This is a genomic window from Halobacillus sp. ABD4_316 (assembly GCF_056161385.1).
The window spans coordinates 231,206-245,774 of record NZ_JBSWZA010000004.1 but is presented as its reverse complement, the minus strand read 5'-3'; the positions used below and the strand labels follow the sequence as shown (position 1 = coordinate 245,774).

Below are 14,569 nucleotides of genomic sequence, written 5' to 3'. Positions count from 1 at the left end.
GCGGGGACACTCAAGGATGATGTCAGAATAAGATGTATTTCCGGGCTTCCAGCAACCCCGGCTCTCTGTGAATACAAGGCCTTATCCCTTTTTCCTATCATTGTTTTAGGTTGATTCAGTTGTCAAAATGCGCTGCATCAGCTTACGTGCGCCTGATTCTTGCCGTATACCTTGTAACCATCTGTTGTTGTTACCTGTCTGAACTCGGACAAGAGATGGTTGGTCACAACACCCGGTTTCCCATTTCCTACCTGCCTCTGATCAACTTCGACGACGGCGATGACTTCTGCAGCGGTTCCAGTGAGGAAGACCTCATCTGCGACATACACGTCGTGGCGTGTAAAAGGCTGCTCCTTCACGGTATACCCCTTCGCTTCTGCGAGATCCATGATGGCATTTCTTGTAATTCCTTCGAGAGCACCAAGATAGGTTGGTGGTGTAAAGATGGTCCCGTTCTTAACAATAAAAATGTTATCGGCGGAGCCTTCCGTTACATACCCCTGATCATTCAGCATGAGCGCTTCATCCACGCCCGCCTGATTCGCTTCCATTTTTACAAGAATGTTATTTAAGTAGTTTAAAGACTTCACCTGCGGTGGAAGGACATCCGGCCGGTTTCTTCTGCTTGATACGGAAGCAAGCCGGACTCCCCGCTCGTAAAGTTCTTTTGGAAATAAAGCGAGTGCTTCAGCAATGACAACCAGACGCGGATTTGCACAGCTGGATGGGTCAAGACCAAGATTGCCTGATCCTCTTGAAACGACAACCCGGATATAAGCCGTTTCCAGCTGGTTGCGGCGGACCGTCTCTGCGATAATTTCCTCAAGCTCCTCCTTTTCATATGGAATTTGGAGCATGATCGATTTCGCTGAATCATAAAGGCGGTTTAAATGCTCATCGAGCTTGAAAATGTTGCCTTCATAAACGCGAATGCCTTCGAACACCCCATCTCCATATAAGAAACCATGATCATAGACAGAAACGACGGCCTCTTCTTTCTTCACGTACTCGCCGCTCATATAAATCCATTGGCTGCTCATCCTCAGCACTCCTTTCTTTTATTATTTAATGTTTGAAATAGTTAAAGAATGATAAAGAAAATGTGGACCCTCTAAGAAGGTGAATATTCCACTTATACAGGGTCCAAGTTCAGGGCTTCCACATGAACCAACCGGACGATTGGGTGTAATCGATGTGGTTGATTGAGGACTACTCTAAACGGATTTTCACAGAAGGTCAACAGGTTTTCGTTAAATTTTCTGAACACTCCAATTATTCAATGAATTCGTAAAGCGCTTACACCGTTGAGATGATTGACTTCGCCCGATTAGAAAGACTTTCTTTTTTTCTTTTTTATCTCCATGGCGGGCCTGAAGAGAGAAAAAAGAAAAGAAACCGCATGTTTATTTCATGTGACCCGGGGTATGAAATCCCGGTATGAATAAACATCTGTATAGAAAGGAATTCCCTTATGTCATTGTCAAAAATGAGCGGCACAGCAATGCTCGCTTCCATCCGTATTGTGCTCTACTACTTGAAATTCCCGCTCCCCTTTTTTCCCGTATTTCTGACGATGGATTTCAGTGACATTCCAGCCCTTATTGGTGCGCCGGTCTTCGGTCCAGGGGCGGGGATCATCATACAGCTGTTGAAAAACGCTGCCGACTACCTCCTTCATGGAAGTTACGCCGGACTTCCCGTCGGACAGCTCGCCAATTTCCTTTCCGGATCGCTGATTGTCGGATTGATGGGGGCTTTTTTCAAAAAAAAGAAGAAGGTCGACCCGTTCAGCCTGATGGTATCGGTCCTTCTTTTCCTATGTTGGATGTATGTCCTTCATTATTATTTCATTCTGCCTGTGGTGATGAGCCTTATCGGTGTGAGTGAGTCTGTTTATGTAGAGGGGTTTACCGCCTTCAATCCGTTTGCCCGTGACTTTCGCACGGCTGTCGTTTTTGTCGTTCTCCCTTTTAACTTCATAAAAATCTGCACGGTCTATGCCTTAGGTCTTCCGCTTGCGCTGAGGCTTTTACGGCTGGTGAACAGACGGCTGCCTGACCTTTAACCCGGCCGCCCCCGGGCATCCGCCCTGCCCTCCTGCCCCTTTTCTACATAGTTTGTGATATAGCTGAAAAAAAGGTGGTGAAAAGCATGGGCTGTGGTTATGGTGGCTACGGTTACGGCGGTGGCGGATATGGCAGCACGTTCGTTCTAATCGTCGTATTGTTCATCCTGTTGATTATCGTAGGTGCATCGTTTTATTATTAATCGATGATGGAGAACGGACGTCTGTTCTCCACTCTACAAAAAAGAACCAGAGGTATTCACCACCTTCTGGTTCGTTCATCACTGACTGACAGTGGATATTTGTTTTTTTAATATAGAAAAGGTTATAATGGCATCGAGGCATGAAACGAACTCTACCTGTATATGTCTCCCCTGAAACCGGAGCTCCCCGCTCCGGTTTTTCTATTTCAATATAACTTAAAACCAAATTCTATTTCAATATAACTTAAAACCAAAACGCAACGACAGACCCTGCAGGTCCCTCAGCTTTTCCTACGCACGCTCTTCTCTTTGATACTCCAGATTGATGTAGATCTGCTGCAGTTCAGGCAGCGTCATCTCCACCGTTTTCTTTCCAAGCAGGTCTTCGGTGTAGCCGAGATTTCTCAGGTGGTCAATTAAAGCATACCTGTCCTCGAATGATTTTTCGGGCGGATAAGCCGACATCAGCATCCAATCAACTCCTGTACAAAGATTAAAAGATTATATCATTACTTCTCTTTGTCTACCCGGTTTTCCTGCTTACTAACAATACTTATTTTACCAGCTTCCCTGCGTCAGTCGACACCGAAGAAGGCTTCTGCCTTTGCAAGATATGGTTCTTCCTCCGGCCTCATCTCATACTCTTCAACGATCGCATCCACCGGGCACACCGACACGCAGGCTCCGCAGTCGATGCAGATATCGGGATTGATATAGTACTGGTCCTCCCCCTGTTCAATACAGTCGACCGGGCAGACACTGACACACTCTCCTGCCTGTTCGCCTTCACAGGGCTGTGTAATGACAAATGCCATATGTATCTCTCCTTCTTTTCATATAGTCCCAGTTTCTCGAAGAAACAGGCAGGTTGTCAACTCGGCAGACCGATTTATAATAGATAGGAGGACGTACACGCATTCAGGGAGGGATTTTACTGATGGTAAAAAAATGGGCCGTCATCTACGAAACCGTTTTACTCACACTTGCACTACTATCCGTCATGTATTTATGGTCGGACCATCCGGCTGCCATCTTCCTGGACCGGTTTGTCTGGCTGCTGTTTTTCGTCGACGTTACCATCCGGATCCTGCGTTCAAAGGATAAACTGCATTACATAAAAAAGCATCCGCTTGAAGTCATTGCCGCCATTCCTTTAGAGAGCATTTTTCAGCTTGCCCGTGCGGCCAGGCTGTTCCGTCTTTTGCGAATGCTGCTCATTGTCCGGCGGCACTTCCCCCACCTGCTTAAAATCCTAAGGACAAACGGACTGGACCGTGTCCTCCTGTTCTCATCCGTCATGCTGTTTGCCTCTTCCGTCATTATCCGGCATGCGGAGGAAAATATTGACTCTTATGCCGACGGTTTGTGGTGGTCGATTGTGACAGTCACAACCGTCGGCTACGGAGACATCGCCCCTTCCACACTTTCCGGCAGGCTCGTCGCCATTTTCCTGATGGTCATAGGGATCGGTTTGATCGGGATGCTTACCGGTTCCATTACCACCTATTTCGTCAAGAAACCGAAGGATGGACACCACACGATCCGCTATATCCAATCGGAACTCGACCGTTATGATGAACTATCCAACAAGGAACGCGACCGCCTCGTATTTCTTCTTACAGAAATGAACGAGGAGCATGCAGAAGAAAAAATCAAGCATAAAGAAAACGGACGGAGGCGTCACTAACGTCTCCCTCCGTTTTCTTTATGTACGAATCCCGGCCGTCCACATTCAGGTCTTCCCGTCCATTGAAGGAGCGTCTAAAGAAAAGTAGAATAAAACCAGAGGATGACCGGGGAAGGAGAACATCTTATGCTCGATAAACATTCATGGATCAAACCTCTCATGCTCGTTGTCACTTTTCTTTTCCTTGCTGGATGCCAGGCGGTAGAAACGACGTCCGGCGAGCTTGAAACGGCCGTCGTCACCCGCGTTGTCGACGGGGACACGCTGCATATAGAGTGGAACGGCAAAGAAGAAACGGTGCGCCTGCTGCTGGTGGACACACCTGAGACCGTCCATCCCGGCAAACCTGTGCAGCCCTATGGAAAAGAAGCGAGTCAATTCGCGAAGGAAACATTGTCGGGAAAAGAAGTTCAGCTGGAGTTTGACGGCCCCGAGCGTGACAAGTACGACCGGCTGCTTGCCTACATATGGGTCGAGGATACCTCTTTTAATCAACTTCTGCTGGAAAAAGGCCTTGCCCGTTATGCCTATGTCTATGACCCTCCTTATACGCATGCCGGGAAGTTGAAGGATGCGGAGCAGGAAGCCTCCGACCATAAAAAGGGGATTTGGAGTCTCCCGGGATACGTGACAGAGGACGGATTTGCAGAAGGTTTTGAAGACGGACAGAATGAAAGCAGCTCTTCCAGCCACAAAGCCCCGCCCGAAGGGGACGACAAGGACTGCTCGGACTTTCATACACAAGAAGAAGCCCAGACCTTTTATGAAGACGCCGGCGGACCTGAACAGGATCCCCATCGTCTGGATGGGTCCGACAAGGATGGACGGGTCTGTGAAAGCCTGTCCTAAAAAATCCGGTCTCACCACGGAGACCGGATTTTTTTAATGAACAGCTGATGTACGTGCTGTCTCCTTTTCCATACAACGATCGTGAAGGACCTGACAGACTTCTATCCTGTGACTCTCAGGAACATCAATCGTCCAGACATGCGGCTGAATTTCTACAACAAAACCATCTTGAAGACATGGAAGATTCCTCATAAGCGAGCGTACTTTCTGCTTGTCTTCCTCGGATCTGAAAATGACATGCACGAGGGCCCTCCCGTCATAATATTCAGGAACTATCCCCTCCGGTCTTCCACCGAATTGGTTGAGCCAGGATTTTGTATCATATGCATCTTCATCACGTACAAGAATTCTGTATAGACGGTTTTTTATTTTTTGAACCGCTTTCCAAGGACGCAAATCTTTCTTCCATTCTCTCTGCAATTCCCTCACATCTATCCCACTATGGATAGAGAAGTGGGATAGTCCTGTTTCATAAGTCACTCCTATCACAGGAAAAGAATGGGGACTCAAGGTCCTTGGAAGAATGGTCGTCCCTTCCTGCTCCGTAAAGCTTGAACGGACAACCAAAGGGATCTGCCAGGCTTCCGCTGCAGCCGCAGCTCTCGGGTGGACAACGGATGCGCCGAGCTCTGCAAGGGCAGACAAGCTTTCGTAATCCAACTGTTCATATTTCTGCGCTCCTGTGATTGTTCCTGGATCTGCGGTATAAACGCCGTCCACATCCGTGAAAATTTCACAGCGGTCCGCTTTCAGGACACCAGCCAGCACCGCTGCTGTCGTATCCGATCCTCCACGCCCGAGGGTTGCCACTTCATGGCCTCCGGGACAGCCTTGAAAACCGCTGACAATGACCACCTTTCCTTCCCTGAGTCTATGCCTTATGGGTTCAGGGTCGACGTCTTTCACAAGGGCTTCACCGTAGCTGGAATCCGTTTTAATTCCGGCCTGTGCTCCAGTCAGCGCTTCGACCTCCACTCCCCCGGCCTTCAGTGCCATCGCCATTAATGCACACGACACCTGCTCCCCTGTAGAAAGGAGAAGATCCATTTCTCTTGCTGCAGGACGGGAGGAAACTTGTCCGGCAAGAGCGGTCAAGTTGTCTGTCGTTCTGCCCATAGCAGAAACAACGACAACGACTTGACGGCCTCTTTTCACTTCCTTGATAATCCGATCTGCCGCATCAGTCATCCGCTTCGTTGTCTGCAGGGATGTGCCTCCATATTTTTGTACGACAAGTTCCACCATGATCCCTCTTTCCGTCAGGTTATCTGTTCCATTTCATTCTTGAAGGCTGCCAGGGCGTTCGTTACCTGACCGAATTCCGATGCATGAGGACGGTCTTCACCATCTTCATATCCGTAATCAACCATACGGTTTCGATTCAGGCACAGCTTGGTCATCGTCGGCTTGAAGAAATCAAACAATGCAAACCGATCCTCCAGCTGCGGAAACTTCCGTTGATAATCCTGGATCGCCTCTGCCAGAAGGCCCCAGAACACATCCTCTGTCAACAGCTCATGCGTTTCCAGCACGTCGCTTAAGTAGCGGAGGTGACAGATAAACAATCCTGTAAAAATAAATTGCGTCAATCCTTCGGGCGGTTCACTGCGGAGCACTTCCTTCATTTCCTCAGAGAGGTCCTTCAATTCTTCGAACGGCTGATCCGTCACATTGACATCATCGACAAAATCCTTGACCGCCAGGCGGTGAGGCTTGTAGTCTTTCAGGACAAGAATGGTATTCTGCCCGTGCGGACTGAAAACCGTCCCGTATTGATATAGGAAGTGAAGCAGTGGATCCATGATCACTTTATAAAATTGACGCATCCATGCTTCCGGATCCATGCCTGACGCTTCAATCAGCGCCTGCACGTAAGGGGTGCCTTGATGGTCTTTATGAAGCAGCGCTGCAAGTGTAATGGGCTGCTCCCCCTCTTCCACATATGTATAAATACTTTCACGCCAGATTGTCCCGAGCATTTCCAGGTATTGATACGGGGCGTTTTTCACAGACGCGAAGTGGGGCTGGTCTACATTGATACTGGCGTTCTCTCCAGGAAGAATCACCCGGCACTCCCGCTTAAGAAAATCATCCTTCTCATACATCCCCTTGATAAGGGCCGTCACCTTCGGGGCAATCCGTGTCCGTTCGGCAGGAAGACCACGGTAGACCAGTGTGTTCAAAATACTCATTGGAAGCTTCACGTGGTGCTTATCCTTTTCGCTTCGGTTGACGAACGTACGGATGGACTGCTGTGGAAGGTATTTGTCCTGACCATCACCGAGCGGGATCATGGTCTTTTGTGCCAGCTCGCCTGGGAAATGCAGGACAATGGTGTTTTTCCACTGCCATTCATGGACAGGGAGGAAATAATAATCGTCTGGATTCTTCCCTTCTTCTTTCACAACGGCGGCAAACCGCTCTCTTTCTTCCTGGCTCAATTCTTTTTCCAGCAGATCTTTGTAGGAAAGTCCATCCACAGCCTGGAATTCAGCGAGACTGTGATGCACAGCAATCCAGGATAGAAGGATTTCTTCCTGATGTTCCGGCGCATACCTCAAGTAGTCATCATAGCCAAAGCCAATCCGGCCTTTATTGTAAGTGATCCACGGGTGGCCTTCCATATATCCTTCCAGTTCCGCATAATCGAGATCGATCAGATCACGGGATGTCCGGTCCGTCTTTCTTTTCAAGTAAACGTCCGCCATTAATGTCGCCTGTAGTTCCTTGATCAAATGCCCGGTCGTTTCCGGCTTCATGCCAATCGCATCTTTAAGATCAATCAGAAGCTGAACTGCATCGTCCGGTTCTTCTACTTCTTGGCCGTGTCTGACGGTTATGGATGCGTCCTTCACGTCCCAGCTGTCAAACAGACGGCTGACGGCTTCAAACGTATACACTTTTCCGCCCAAAGCGTGGAGATCAAATTTCTTCGTCTTTCCATTCTCCGCAATCAATTCCGGACGGATCATATCTTCATACATATATTCGGCCAGCATCTTGGCCATCAGCTTCCGATTGACCGCTTTCCAGTCCGCTTCGTTGAAACTATTGGAAACTTCCGCTTGTTTATACATGTTCATCCCTCATTTCTTCATGCTTGAATGTTCCGGCTTCCTGACTGCTCCAAACGTCTGGAACACATTTTCGACCTGTACCGGATACACGTCCCGGCCGGCAATTCTGTTGATAATGACTGCATTCCGATGCGCGCCAAGACCAAGATCAGGAGCCCCCACCCCGTGGGAGTGAAGTTCACCATTCTGAACAAAAACACTCCCCTGTGTCTTAAGCGTCGTTTTCAATTCATAGGTTTTCTCAATCTGAAAACGCCCCCGTTCATCCCATAAGACCTTGTCTTGAATCGACTGGAGAAAAGTAGGTACCGCCGGCTGATAACCCGTGCCTAACACGACCACATCAGCTTCTGCCTCTACCGTGTCTTCCTTAACCCTATGAACACCACTCAGTGTCCACCGTCCGTTTTCCCAATGGATGGATGTTAGTTCTGTCATCGCCTGAAGGTGGATGTCCGGGGACGCTCCTCCAATCGTCCGTTCATATAAATGATCATAAATATCCGCAATGGTTTCAGCACTGATTCCTTTATACAACAGCCCTTGATCCTTCAGAAGCGCATCCTTCTTTTCCTGCGGCAGTTCGTAGAAAAAATCGATATAATCGGGGGAGAAGTATTCAAGACCGAGCTTGGAGTATTCCATAGGAAAGAATCCGTTCGATCTTGTATACCACTGAAGACGCCCCCCGGTTTCCTGCTGGCTGCGGGCAAGATCGAGGAAGACTTCCGCAGAGCTCTGACCGGATCCAAGGACAGCGATCGACTGATCCGGACGGATATTCTTCTCTAAATACTCGGACGTGTGAAAAACCGTATCTCCGAGAGTTTCCTGAAAAGCAGGCGGGATGTATGGCTGTGTACCAATTCCGATCACCACATTCTCTGCGTAGTACACCTCCTCCGCCCCCGTCTGCTCTTGAAGGACGCCTACTTCATATACAGCGCCGGATTCCTTTTCTACTACGTCCACACGGGTAACGGTTCGGCCGAAGCGGCAGGACGTGAGGCATCCACTTACCCAGCGGCAGTAGGCGTTGTATTCTTTCCGGGGGATATGGAATTTCTCCAAAAAATAAAAATGGTAGAGCCGCTGATGCTCCTGCAGGTAATGAAGGAAGCTGTACTCACTCCGGACATCCGCCATGCTGACAAGATCGGCAAAGAAAGGGACTTGAAGGGTCGTGCCTTCAATCAGCATGTTCGGATGCCAGTTGAATTCCTCTTCCTTTTCGAAAAAGAGGGCAGAGACGTCCTCAACAGGGTCAAGCAGCGCCGCCATCCCTAAATTGAACGGGCCAAGACCCACTCCGATCACATCATATACGTAGGAAGGCTTCATCTTTCCATCTCCTTTCGAACTCTTCCCGCTCACAAAACATCAAGAGGGCTTCTTTATCAGGGAGCGTAATCGGTGCCACCGGCCTGAATCCACACGCCTTAAAAACATGAATCATTTTTTCATTGCGGATGTCCGGCTCAGCCACGACCTTTGTTGTATTCTGGTGCCTGAATTGAAACTGCACCATGGCTTTTAATAACGGCAGGGCGTACCCCCGGCCAAGAAAATCCTTTTCGCCGATCAGAAGGTGGATGCCCTGATCATAGGGAGATGGATTATAACAGCCCTCCACCACGTCTCCCTTCACCCAGTAAGCTTCCCAGTAACTCATAGGAGTACCGTTCATACATCCGATATAAAGCGTTTGGTGAGGATCATTCCCTGCCTTCTGAAAATGGGTGTAAAATTCCGGCCAAGGGAGGTTCAGCTGCCAGAATGGATGCACATGCTCCTCGTTCATCCATGTATGAATGAGCGGGCCGTCCTCTTCCTGCACCTGTCTGAATGCCAGCGAGCGCGCGATGGCAGGATCATAGAATTCATAATCAAACCTCATGATGCGCGCCCACCTTTGCAGCCAATGGGTTATGCACGTTCGTATACACAGACTGGGATTCCATCGGACCAACAAGCTCGTCCATATCATACAAACGTGTTAACAGGTTGGCCTTACATGGAAGCTGCTCTTCTTCCAGCAGGGTTCGAACAACGTTCATCGGCAGCCATGCGGCCAAACGGCTTTGCAGCAGATCTATCAGCTTTTCCTCCTCTACAAGACCGTTCACCCCGAATCCGTTAATGAGTCCATATAAATGATTAAAGAAAAAGTAATAGCGGAGCCGCTCTTCAGCCACCTCATCGTCACAAATGGTGTCACTTTCCTCATTCAGGGATGGAAGCAGGTTGGACAGTTTTGCACCATAAGAACGACTGAAGTAATACCCCTGATTGTCCCTGTAATAGAACTGAGAAGGATACCCCTCCTTCAGACGTACAAGGGAATTCTGCTGGTGGGCTTCGAGTGCAATCCCGTAATTGGACAGCAGCCACAGCACCGGATCAAGGCTCATGGATAAATAACGGTCAAACCAATCCATACTGACTTCTTCCAGTGTCCGCTTTTCCTTTTCTGCGAGACCGTGAATGATCGACGCCAGCCTTGCTTTTTCACCATAGGCATGATCTTGAACGAGAGCAGCAGCCGCTGTAACCTGAGCCTCATCGTCGTAAAACGGATTTTCCCTGAGGACTACTTCAAAACCGGAAACCTCTGAGCCTGTCACCACGTTCACAGAGGCAGGGTCTTTAATAATATGAAAATCCGGGTACTTCTCCCTCATCCAGCTTCCAAGCTCTGTATCCAGCAGTCTCGATACTTCCACGCCACGCGCCAGTTCCTTCGGTTGATTGACACGGAGGGAGTTTGTAATTTTCACAGGTACCGAGAACTTATACATAAACCGGGAGGATTCATTGTACAGCGTCCGGAAGGAAGAAGTAGCCGTGAACGGTTCACCTGCCGGCCCGAGGTCCGTTAACAGCCCTTTATTCAGCAGTTCCTGAACCTCTTTTTCTTGGAGAACCTTAGCAGCCTGCAGCGGATGAAGCGGAATCAGGTACCGCCCTTTCTCCCATTCTTCTATCATTCTTTCTGCCTGCTCCCCTTTGAGGGCATCTATTTTGATCCACTCGACAGCCGGTTTGGAAAGACTGGAATCCTGGGTGACGATGGATGGGTCTGCGCTGAAATAGTGAAGCCGGAAGCGGCCTTTCAATTCCGGGGTATAAAGGTCATCCTCTCCATCTGTCAACCCCTGCTTACTTTTTGGAGTGGGGTGCAGAAGATGACCAAAAAGGAGCGACTGTTCGGCTTCTATAAATGTAAAGAACTCATCAGAAAGCTGTTCCCGATCCCCCTCACGCTTTTTGATATAGCCTTTAATTTTTTTGCAGCTGAGCAGAACCCTCAGCACCAGTTCGTCCTCAGACCATTCCCGGCCGTTGCCGATGAGCCATTCCTTGACAATCAGTGTCGTCATCGTCACGTAATCCAGTGTTTGGTAATCTCCGGTTCGGCCTGTTTTGTAAAAAGCCGGAAATCGGAAAAGGTGTCGGCCTGTCAAGGACCAGTAGTCCACGTTTACGTATAGGTGAATGTCCTGTCTGCCAAGAGACAGACGAAGCACGGTCTGCCCCTCTTCCCGGAATGGATGATCTTCTGTATCGATTCGTTCATATTCCTGTGTTTCTCTTAAATAACAATTGAGAAAACTCTGCATCGAAGCCTGCTCTGCTTTTTCTTCAGCTCTTATCAAGGTGGATCCCTCCTGTCATCTGCTGTGCTGCTGTTTGTTCGACACGATCAAGGACGTCCTTCACATCATCGATCGACGTTCTCGGATTTAAAATTGTAAGCTTAAGATGGGTTTCTCCATGGACCTTCGTTTTCGCCACCACCGCTCTTCCGTCCTGAAATAACGCCTGCTGCAGTTTCCGGTTCAAGCGATCCACGTCCCCATCACCATCATCCGGTCTGTACTGAAAGACGACGGCCGACAACTGTGGTTCTGGATTTGCCGGATAAAAAGCGGACCGCCTTGTCATTTCCTGCGCCGCCAGCCGGGCTGTTTCAATCGTCTGGTCGATCATACTGCCGATCAAATCTGTGCCGAGCGTTTTCAACGTCAGAAAAATTTTCAATGCATCAAAGCGCCGGGTCGTCTGGACACTCTTGTTGACGAGGTTCAGAACGCCTTCCTGTTCATCCTGTTCCGGGTTCAAATAATCGGCATGATGGGAAATCCATTTGAAATGATTGGAATCCTTCAGTAGAAACACACCGCTGCTTATTGGCTGGTATAACCATTTATGAAAATCGAGGGTCATGGAATCCGCCTGCTCCAGACCGGCCAGTTTATGACGGTGACTGCTGAGAAGGAGCCCTCCTCCATAAGCGGCATCAACGTGAAACCAGATGTCATTTTCCCTGCAGATGTCTGCCAGTTCCTCCAATGGGTCAAGGCTTCCAAAATCTGTTGTTCCGGAAGTAGCAAAAACGGCAAAAGGAAGCAGTTCCTGTTCTTCCATTTCCATTATGATCTGCCGTAGAGCAGAACTGTTCATCCGGTGCTCTCCGTCGACTGGTACGGAAACGACAGCGTTCTCTCCAAGACCAAGCTGTGCCGCAGACTTTTTCACGGAAAAGTGAGCTTCCTCTGAACAAAGGACCCTCAGCTTCTTAAAGCCTTCCGGAAGCCCCTGTTTTTGAACGTTATGGTTCCACTGTTTCCTGCAGAAAGCATCACGCGCCAGCAGCAGTCCCATGTAATTGGATTGAGTTCCTCCACTGGTAAAAACGCCATCCGCCTGATTGCCGTAGCCTGCCCTGGATGTCCAATACCGGATCATGGCCTCCTCTACATAAGTAGCGGCAGGGCTCTGGTCCCACGAGTCCATCGATTGATTCAAAGCTCCGATCAGCAGTTCACCGGCAATTCCCGTAAGGAGTGGGGGACAGTGCAGGTGTGCCATACTTTTTTCATGGGAGACATGCAGGCTGTCGCGGATGACAGGCTGAACTGCTTCCTTCAGCACATCTTGGAAAGGGCGTGCTTCTTCTGTTATATCCATGACGGCCTCGATCTGCCTGCGGATTTCCTCCGGTTGTGCGCCGGAGAAGGGATGATCCGCCTGCTTGAATGTTTCCGTAAATGTTTGCATGACCGTCTCCACCTGACTTTGAAATGCCCGGAGACTCTCTTCCTCCTGGTGAAGGAAAAAGGATTCAAAAAGATCAGTCTGTTTCCTCGATTCAGTCCTCATGGACATATCCTTTCACTGCTGCCTCAACAGCTTTACGGAAGATATCCGTAACTTCCTCCACCTGTTCTTTCGTAATAATCAGCGGCGGCAGAAAACGGACGACAGCGCCGTGACGACCTCCTACCTCTAAAATGAGTCCTCGATCAAAACATTCCTTTTGAATACGGCTGGCAAGCCTGCCATCTCCCGGGAAGCTGCCCCGCTTAGATTCCTTACCTGCTGGGTCTACGATTTCAGCTCCGATCATCAACCCGCGGCCTCGGACATCCCCCAGCTGAGGGTATTCCTTTTGGATATCATTTAAAGCCTGCATCAAAATCCTTCCCATCTGCTCGGCATGATCTGGAATCCGATGATCTTTCACATATTTCAAAGTTGCGGTCCCTGCCGCCATCGCCATTTGGTTGCCCCGGAAGGTTCCAATGTGCGCGCCCGGTTCCCAAGCATCCAAATCACGGTCATAGATGAGAACGGAAAGAGGAAGGCTCCCTCCAATCGCTTTGGACAGGACGAAAGCATCCGGAACAATCCCTGCATGTTCAAACGAGAACAGTTTTCCCGTTCGGCCGATGCCTGTTTGAACTTCATCGATAATCAGCGGAATTCCCCGTTCCTTCGTAATCCTCCTCATCTCCTGGATCCATTCAACCGGGGCCGGGATCGATCCTCCTTCCCCCTGAACTGTTTCAAAAATCATTGCAGCTGGAGGAAGGATTCCACTTTCCGGGTCATCCAGGAGTTGTTCGATATAGGCAGCACTCAGCTCAGCTCCCTCTTCGCCACCTCTGCCGAATGGACAGCGGTAATCATAGGGGTAAGGAAGGAAATGGGTATCAGGAACAAGTCCCTGCACCCGCTGCTTCGGAGCGAGATTGCCGCTGATGGACATCGTTCCATGTGTGGAGCCATGGTATCCTCCCTGGAAGGTTAAAATACTCTGCCTTCCTGTCGCGGTCTTAGCAAGCTTGAGCGCTGCTTCAACCGCGTCTCCTCCTGTCGGACCACAGAACTGCACTTTCGCCCTTTCACGGAATGATTCCGGCAGACTCATAAACAGCTCATCGACAAAGCTTTCTTTAACTTCGGTGGTAATGTCCAATGTATGTAAAGGCAGGCGGTCATGAAGGACTTTCTCCATCGCCGCAGTCACCACAGGGTGATTGTGACCGAGAGCAAGCGTTCCCGCGCCGGCCAGACAATCGATGTATCTCCGTCCTTCCACATCTGTGATATGAATGCCTTCCGCTTCCTTGATCGCCAGTGGAATGCGTCGCGGATAGGACCGGGCGTTCGATTCTCTCTTCTCCTGCTGTTCCAACAGCTGATGATTTGAAACTTCTGTATGTACACTCATGTTTCCAACTCCTTTAACGTCGTGTTGTTGATCCAATGCCATCTTAGTTGATAATGATTTTCATTGTCAACACTAATTGATAACCATTATCATTATCAATTAGTCCTATATTTCTTTCATAAAGACTGCCATATAAGGGTTTTCCATACTTTCCTAAAATGATGATTTTTC

14 protein-coding genes are annotated in these 14,569 nt (G+C 49.2%); 4 read left to right on the top strand and 10 right to left on the bottom strand.

The features are described from left to right. Positions 1 to 137: 137 nt before the first annotated feature. Entirely contained in the window at positions 138 to 1,040 is a 903-nt protein-coding gene (gene ilvE / locus ACXAJH_RS16420) for a branched-chain-amino-acid transaminase (RefSeq protein WP_474967926.1), read from the bottom strand. A gap of 431 nt (positions 1,041 to 1,471) precedes the next feature. Here ilvE and ACXAJH_RS16415 point away from each other — a divergent pair, with 431 nt between their 5' ends. After that, the gene (locus ACXAJH_RS16415) at positions 1,472 to 2,065 is read left to right on the top strand and encodes an ECF transporter S component (RefSeq protein WP_474994577.1); all 594 of its coding nucleotides are present in this window, start codon (positions 1,472 to 1,474) and stop codon (positions 2,063 to 2,065) included. An 86-nt stretch (positions 2,066 to 2,151) separates the two neighbouring features. Continuing rightward, on the top strand, positions 2,152 to 2,268 hold the full coding sequence (locus tag ACXAJH_RS16410; protein WP_160834986.1) for a YjcZ family sporulation protein: 117 nt from the start codon (positions 2,152 to 2,154) through the stop codon (positions 2,266 to 2,268). A 291-nt stretch (positions 2,269 to 2,559) separates the two neighbouring features. On the opposite strand, the gene ACXAJH_RS16405 is transcribed toward ACXAJH_RS16410, so the two are convergent. Together ACXAJH_RS16405 and ACXAJH_RS16400 are read right to left on the bottom strand one after the other, a co-directional pair. Continuing rightward, positions 2,560 to 2,739, bottom strand: coding sequence for a hypothetical protein (locus ACXAJH_RS16405; protein ID WP_027953604.1), 180 nt, complete (start codon positions 2,737 to 2,739; stop codon positions 2,560 to 2,562). 104 nt (positions 2,740 to 2,843) lie between these two features. Then, positions 2,844 to 3,083 (bottom strand): indolepyruvate ferredoxin oxidoreductase subunit alpha, encoded by a 240-nt coding sequence (locus ACXAJH_RS16400; protein WP_474967924.1) that lies wholly within the window; start codon positions 3,081 to 3,083, stop codon positions 2,844 to 2,846. 122 nt (positions 3,084 to 3,205) lie between these two features. Between ACXAJH_RS16400 and ACXAJH_RS16395 the strand changes: the two genes are divergently transcribed. Both ACXAJH_RS16395 and ACXAJH_RS16390 read left to right on the top strand, forming a co-directional pair. Beyond that, positions 3,206 to 3,955 carry a potassium channel family protein gene (locus ACXAJH_RS16395; RefSeq protein WP_474967923.1) on the top strand — a complete coding sequence of 250 codons (750 nt, stop codon included), beginning with the start codon at positions 3,206 to 3,208 and terminating at the stop codon, positions 3,953 to 3,955. A gap of 126 nt (positions 3,956 to 4,081) precedes the next feature. Continuing rightward, positions 4,082 to 4,804 (top strand): thermonuclease family protein, encoded by a 723-nt coding sequence (locus tag ACXAJH_RS16390; RefSeq protein ID WP_474967922.1) that lies wholly within the window; start codon positions 4,082 to 4,084, stop codon positions 4,802 to 4,804. 33 nt (positions 4,805 to 4,837) lie between these two features. On the opposite strand, the gene ACXAJH_RS16385 is transcribed toward ACXAJH_RS16390, so the two are convergent. From ACXAJH_RS16385 to ACXAJH_RS16355, 7 genes are all read right to left on the bottom strand, one after another. Next, on the bottom strand, positions 4,838 to 6,046 hold the full coding sequence (locus ACXAJH_RS16385) for an aspartate kinase (protein WP_474994575.1): 1,209 nt from the start codon (positions 6,044 to 6,046) through the stop codon (positions 4,838 to 4,840). 17 nt (positions 6,047 to 6,063) lie between these two features. Next, positions 6,064 to 7,881: an IucA/IucC family protein gene (locus ACXAJH_RS16380; RefSeq protein WP_474994573.1), complete on the bottom strand. Its 1,818-nt coding sequence runs from the start codon at positions 7,879 to 7,881 to the stop codon at positions 6,064 to 6,066. A gap of 9 nt (positions 7,882 to 7,890) precedes the next feature. After that, positions 7,891 to 9,222 (bottom strand): lysine N(6)-hydroxylase/L-ornithine N(5)-oxygenase family protein, encoded by a 1,332-nt coding sequence (locus ACXAJH_RS16375; protein ID WP_474967919.1) that lies wholly within the window; start codon positions 9,220 to 9,222, stop codon positions 7,891 to 7,893. Next, entirely contained in the window at positions 9,200 to 9,778 is a 579-nt protein-coding gene (locus tag ACXAJH_RS16370; RefSeq protein WP_474967918.1) for a GNAT family N-acetyltransferase, read from the bottom strand. Before ACXAJH_RS16370 ends, ACXAJH_RS16375 begins: the two co-directional genes overlap by 23 nt. Beyond that, positions 9,768 to 11,537, bottom strand: coding sequence for an IucA/IucC family protein (locus ACXAJH_RS16365; RefSeq protein WP_474994571.1), 1,770 nt, complete (start codon positions 11,535 to 11,537; stop codon positions 9,768 to 9,770). Before ACXAJH_RS16365 ends, ACXAJH_RS16370 begins: the two co-directional genes overlap by 11 nt. Beyond that, entirely contained in the window at positions 11,524 to 12,942 is a 1,419-nt protein-coding gene (locus tag ACXAJH_RS16360) for a pyridoxal phosphate-dependent decarboxylase family protein (protein WP_474994569.1), read from the bottom strand. Before ACXAJH_RS16360 ends, ACXAJH_RS16365 begins: the two co-directional genes overlap by 14 nt. Positions 12,943 to 13,033: 91 nt before the next feature. Continuing rightward, positions 13,034 to 14,440 carry a diaminobutyrate--2-oxoglutarate transaminase gene (locus ACXAJH_RS16355; RefSeq protein ID WP_474994568.1) on the bottom strand — a complete coding sequence of 469 codons (1,407 nt, stop codon included), beginning with the start codon at positions 14,438 to 14,440 and terminating at the stop codon, positions 13,034 to 13,036. Positions 14,441 to 14,569 lie beyond the last annotated feature (129 nt).

What these genes read in the sequence shown, in the direction of transcription:
- ilvE (WP_474967926.1), bottom strand. Translation starts at nt 1,040, where the DNA reads ATGAGCAGCCAATGGATTTATATGAGCGGCGAGTACGTGAAGAAAGAA.
- ACXAJH_RS16415 (WP_474994577.1), top strand. Translation starts at nt 1,472, where the DNA reads ATGTCATTGTCAAAAATGAGCGGCACAGCAATGCTCGCTTCCATCCGT.
- ACXAJH_RS16410 (WP_160834986.1), top strand. Translation starts at nt 2,152, where the DNA reads ATGGGCTGTGGTTATGGTGGCTACGGTTACGGCGGTGGCGGATATGGC.
- ACXAJH_RS16405 (WP_027953604.1), bottom strand. Translation starts at nt 2,739, where the DNA reads ATGCTGATGTCGGCTTATCCGCCCGAAAAATCATTCGAGGACAGGTAT.
- ACXAJH_RS16400 (WP_474967924.1), bottom strand. Translation starts at nt 3,083, where the DNA reads ATGGCATTTGTCATTACACAGCCCTGTGAAGGCGAACAGGCAGGAGAG.
- ACXAJH_RS16395 (WP_474967923.1), top strand. Translation starts at nt 3,206, where the DNA reads ATGGTAAAAAAATGGGCCGTCATCTACGAAACCGTTTTACTCACACTT.
- ACXAJH_RS16390 (WP_474967922.1), top strand. Translation starts at nt 4,082, where the DNA reads ATGCTCGATAAACATTCATGGATCAAACCTCTCATGCTCGTTGTCACT.
- ACXAJH_RS16380 (WP_474994573.1), bottom strand. Translation starts at nt 7,881, where the DNA reads ATGTATAAACAAGCGGAAGTTTCCAATAGTTTCAACGAAGCGGACTGG.
- ACXAJH_RS16375 (WP_474967919.1), bottom strand. Translation starts at nt 9,222, where the DNA reads ATGAAGCCTTCCTACGTATATGATGTGATCGGAGTGGGTCTTGGCCCG.
- ACXAJH_RS16370 (WP_474967918.1), bottom strand. Translation starts at nt 9,778, where the DNA reads ATGAGGTTTGATTATGAATTCTATGATCCTGCCATCGCGCGCTCGCTG.
- ACXAJH_RS16360 (WP_474994569.1), bottom strand. Translation starts at nt 12,942, where the DNA reads ATGCAAACATTTACGGAAACATTCAAGCAGGCGGATCATCCCTTCTCC.
- ACXAJH_RS16355 (WP_474994568.1), bottom strand. Translation starts at nt 14,440, where the DNA reads ATGGCATTGGATCAACAACACGACGTTAAAGGAGTTGGAAACATGAGT.